Annotated in this window: 2 protein-coding genes; both read right to left on the reverse strand. The window is 31.3% G+C overall.

The window, feature by feature from the left end; genetic code table 11:
* Positions 1 to 225: 225 nt before the first annotated feature.
* Positions 226 to 3,786 carry an SIR2 family NAD-dependent protein deacylase gene (locus AAIB49_RS19385; RefSeq protein ID WP_343458999.1) on the reverse strand — a complete coding sequence of 1,187 codons (3,561 nt, stop codon included), beginning with the start codon at positions 3,784 to 3,786 and terminating at the stop codon, positions 226 to 228.
* Positions 3,787 to 3,866: 80 nt separating this feature from the next.
* Positions 3,867 to 5,039 (reverse strand): hypothetical protein, encoded by a 1,173-nt coding sequence (locus tag AAIB49_RS19390; RefSeq protein WP_343459000.1) that lies wholly within the window; start codon positions 5,037 to 5,039, stop codon positions 3,867 to 3,869.
* Positions 5,040 to 5,226: the final 187 nt, after the last annotated feature.

A 5,226-nucleotide genomic window follows, 5' to 3' on the forward strand; every position in this document is an offset into this window, starting at 1 on the left:
GGAACACTGAACTGACAAGGGTTTGGGAATGAAAAGACCCCGAAATCGCAAATGTTTATTTTAACGAAATCAGGGTCGGACTAGCAAATGTTTATTTTGACTGATAGATGTATTTTTTAATTAGACATAGTAGAATTAAGAGTTATGGAATTAAGAGAAAGAAAGAAATCAGCTATTAGCTGTTAATTTTATAATTCCATAGTTAACTAAATAAACCAATCTCAACTATCCAAATAAATAATTATACCTTCTAACTTCAGGCAACCTGTGTTTTTCCGTATAGGTCTTCCAAGATTCTAATTCTTCTTTGTAAGTTACATTTCCGATAGTATATATTTGTCCAGCGAGATTTGCTAATTCGGATAATAGTTCATTTTTTCGTTCTGATATTGAACTGTTATCATAATAGTTGTGCTCAAAATCATTAAATATTAAGTTTAAGGAACTTAATAAACTTAAATAATCAGTGTCATTAAAAAACTCTGGGATGTCTTTTATTATATTGCTTATAGATTTTGTTGTTTCCAACAAAGTTACTTCCTTTCGATAGATGAAAAGATTTAGCATAGTTGTTTTAATTACTGAAAAGTCTGCTACTATTTCGCCCTTACTTTCCAAAACTACTAAATCATAAACCGCAACAACTGCCGAGTTAAATATCTCTATATTGTTACTCATTAATCCATCGTATATTTTATCTATGCTATCTCCCCTTAATATCCCGTTCCTTAATAAAACCGGTATCATAAGTAGAGCTATATGGTACTTATTCTCACATAATTTGGTGTATATTTCCCCTAATTTTTCTTTATCCGAAGAAGTTAAACGGTTGTTTGGGAAATTTGATAGAAAAGAATTTTTCAAGAATATAATCATAATTAATAAGTCATCAGTCTCCCCGAAAAATCTGTCAATTTGTTCCCCTAGTAACCATTCTTCCTGACTGTCCCACCATTCATAGAAATTATTCAACCAAGTAGTATAGGTCTCATTTGTTAAGGTAGAAAAGTGATTCTCTTTATTTTTAAACCCTGGGAAAATATTTCTTAGATCTTTTAACAGTATATCTAAACCAAATCCAATAGTTGTTACTCCTGTTCTACTGTCATAAGATTTCGGTATTGATTCCTGAATACGAACTTTCCTGTATTCTTCCTGTAATTCAATATCATTTGTTATTAATACTAGATAAGACTCTAATAAACAATTACAATAATTAGATTTTTCTTTTCGAATAATATTAGCTATATTGGTTCTCAATCCACCCGCTAATTCATCGGACAAATTGCCGGTTTCTAAAAGATAAGTCAATCTTCTCAAAGCTGCATCTCGAACATTACTTTTTTTGCCATTTAATAATTTTAGTAATCTTTTTATTTCCCCGACATCAATTTTTATCTCTATATCGCCTTGGAACTCAAAATCAAATGATGGATCATAAAAATCATGCTCATCTAAATTTACCCCTGATAAACTTCCATGAGGGTCATCAAGAATAGGTAGTCGGTATATTCTACTTTTAAAATTCCCCTTCTCTTCACTATTTTTATCAAATAAAATTCTTTTAAAAAGGTGTCTGAAAATATTTTTACTACTTCTTCTGTTTTCTTTCTGAAAACTTACATCTTTGAACAATTCTATGACGATGTTATCGACTTTATCCTTTTCTTCTTTCCGTAAAGCAAAATATATACGTGATAATACCTCTAAAACTAATTTAGTATTTTGTTTACTAAATATCCCGTCCATAACTATATTTGCAAATAAAGACAAGCTGTTCCTATCTGCCTTATAAATAACATCCCTAGAGAAATAATAATCGACATCTTTAACTTCACCAATCCGTAAGTACATTATCCAGGAATAAAAAGGGTATAGTTTCTCTGTATTTTTTAATGCTATATTAATTGCATTCTTAGCATACTTTTGATTGGTAGAACCCAAGCCAAACTCCTCGTATAACATTAACATGCTATATGAATCTACAAGTTCCAACTCTAGGATATTATTGTATCTACTGGACTTTGTTATATGATTGGGATCAAATCCCTTCTTCTCGAATACACCCGATTTATCTTCGTATGGTTTTATTCTACTAATCATAAAGTCTAATTCTTTTAATGGATTACTAAGTCTTGATTCCAATATTAATAATCTCTCTTTACTATTTTGCATAGTATTTCTTTCTAGTTGGATAAGAATTGATAATATAATACCTTCTATGGACAGCAGACGATAATTATTATTTTTTATTGCAATTATTTTTCTTACAGTAGTTAAATTATTTTCTAGTATTTTTATAGCCTTTTCCTTTTCCCCAATCCTTGAAAAAACTACTGCCTTTTTAACCATCCATTCAAAGTCCTTATTTGTTAATGACCATTCGTCGAGTAGAGTTTTAACTTCGTTATATTCAAATTTCGAAGTCTTCATCAATATTTTTTCGTATATAACTCGATTCTTGATATCTTTGTTTAAATCGCTTTTTTCTAATATCCCAAGATACTTATTAAAATCATCTTCATTATAATCAAGTCTAGCTTCTTTGAGTAACCTATGAACAACATTTTCTAAGCCAAGAGAAATATTTGATTCATTATTCTCATCAACTAAATTCTTCATTCTCTTATGTAATTGATAATCAATGGGAATTTGAAAAGTATGATACGCCCAGATTATTTCATTTACTGCCGATATTCTTTTTTCTACCTTATTTTTATTATCTGCGACTACCCGTTCCAATTCGTTACAAGCTAACTGTAATGTTTCTATGTTACCCTTTTTGATTATGTCAGGCATAATTAGCCACCCTGGATAACTCTGTCTATTATCAATAAAGGCATTTAATAAGTCGTCTGGATTTTTAAAAATATTCCCCACATAACTTTTATAGGGCCAATCCCTTTCATCTTTCTTTTCCTTATACGATAAAAATTGAAATACATCATTAAACATTTGCTCATACACAATTTTTTTATTTTCTTCTTTATATACTTCTTTAAAATCAATAAGGGTTATACCTCTTTCATTAAGTATATTTTCTCTATCATACTCATCAAAGGCAAGCATATAGATTTTTGGCATATGGTCTCCCAAATTCTTATGGACCCATTTTGTCCAGCTTTCAAAGTTTGGATCTTCTCCAGAGAAACCTAATAATACAAATGTTGTTTCCATAATTGATTGTTGAACCATATTAACCAATGGAGCAAACTCCTTATAATATGAATCAAAATCACTTCTAGTAAATATAAAAGGTCTATTCGAAGGGAAACTTCCATGTAACTTCACTATTCTAGGGGCTGCAGCATTAGGAATATCTCTCACATCGTAAATAACATGATAATTTCTTTCAATAATATACGGTAATGTTCTTTCTAACAACGTATCATAATTAGTTGTATACACATCAGACCAAGGAAGCCTTAATAGACTTTTATGAATTTCACCAGGTTCATAATTTTGATCTGGAACAGCTTGTTTTATAAGAGTATCTAAACTATCTCTCCCGTATTCTTCGACATAACTTTCACTAATATCTAACACATTATCACTATTAGGTAATTCAGCATGATTTAATCCTTCTGACACTTTGTTTTTAATACCCAACCAAGTCACCATTCCATCAAGTGAATCATCAAGTTTATTTGCATTTAAGCTAAACCCAGAGCCTATCATCACTGAAACCCTACTTTTTCCATCCTCTGCCCAAAGTTTATCTCGTATTTTTTTAAGTTGGTGGTACTTTGGTAGTTTCTCTTTAAATAAATTAATAGTTTTTTCCATTATAACCCTCCATAAAGTTAAAATAATTATATAGAGTTTTAACAACATAATATTTAACAACTATATAATTGGGCTTACAACTATTCTCTCAAAAACTGTTCAAACAGACTAACACTCTTACCTAAAAATTCATCCTCTTTTTCTGTAATAGGATCAATCCAGTCTGATTTATCCCTAGCCCACTTAATCCAGACTATCATTTTTTCCTTTTCTTCTACCGTGTCAAATCCATCAAGTTTTGATTCTACTACATTTATAAATTTTCTTATCCGCTCTGCTTTCTCCCAACCAATAGCTTGTTGTTCCAATACTTTAAGTCTCTCTAATTCTTCCTCTTTTCGCTCTACCATTTCCCGACGTATACGCTGTTCTTCTAACCGACGAGCTTCTTCAGCTACTCGTTTTTCTCTCATTACCTTCTTCAATCGAATAGCTTCCATTATCCATATGATGATTTCACCAATTTGCTCTTCTATCTTTTTAGTCTCAGTATCATTCCAGTTTTTTCTTTTTGCATGATACTCATCTATTTCAAAGTGAAGTTTTCCAGTCATTACATAATCATAGAAAGGTCCATGGTCTAGCCTAGACTCTAGTTCTCTTTTAGTGGGTTTGCGTTCTATTCTTTTTTGTTTTTCTTTTATAAAAATAGGAACACTATCTTCATTTAGACTAATAAATATTTCATTCCGCTTGTAATATCCCGGATACTTCGGTTCTTTGATTTCTATTGTATATCCTAAATGTTCTAACCCTTTAAATAAAGTGCTATAAAACCTGTATGTCCGTTCCTTTTGTTCATCTGAAACTTTCATATTAATTACTCTGTTCATCGGAGGTCTTGTTGATTCTTCCCTCGAACGGTAGTATTGTTTAGTATCTTGTATTAATCCATGAGGTTTTATTAATTTGCTAGGAACCGATAATGATAAACAATATTCCTTTACTTTTTTTCTTTCATCCCCAGGTAAAAACAAAAGTACATCTTCCATTTTCCTGCCGAGTAAGTCTCCGGATTGGGCTGTTACTATAACTTTGTCTGGTACATCCATTTTTGGTAATGGAGGTATTTTTATTTTATGACCAGCTTTAACTTTTGCCCAATGCCCAGCTTTTGGCAGGGGTATTCCCATCTTTTTACACTGCTTACGTAATGCAACATCAGACACACCATAATGTTTAGAAAGGGAAGTCATAGGTTCTTCCCATACTTCTTTATATAGCTTTACTCGTTCGTAGATTCTAGTTTCCATAATTATCCCTCCTAGTAACATGTATAAAATAAAGAAAGCCACTCTTAGATTAGATATTGCGTAAACCCGTAATCAAACAACGCATACAAAAATGAAGCACCTCTTGCTAAGATAGAAATATCAATTGAAGGAGGTGCTTTTCTATGCCACATGAAGAACTAATCATCGTGCCCGTAACACTCCATCC

Origin of the sequence: Ornithinibacillus proteolyticus (assembly GCF_039581225.1) — a bacterium.
In the GTDB taxonomy this organism is placed as follows: Bacteria; Bacillota; Bacilli; order Bacillales; family Amphibacillaceae; genus Ornithinibacillus; species Ornithinibacillus massiliensis.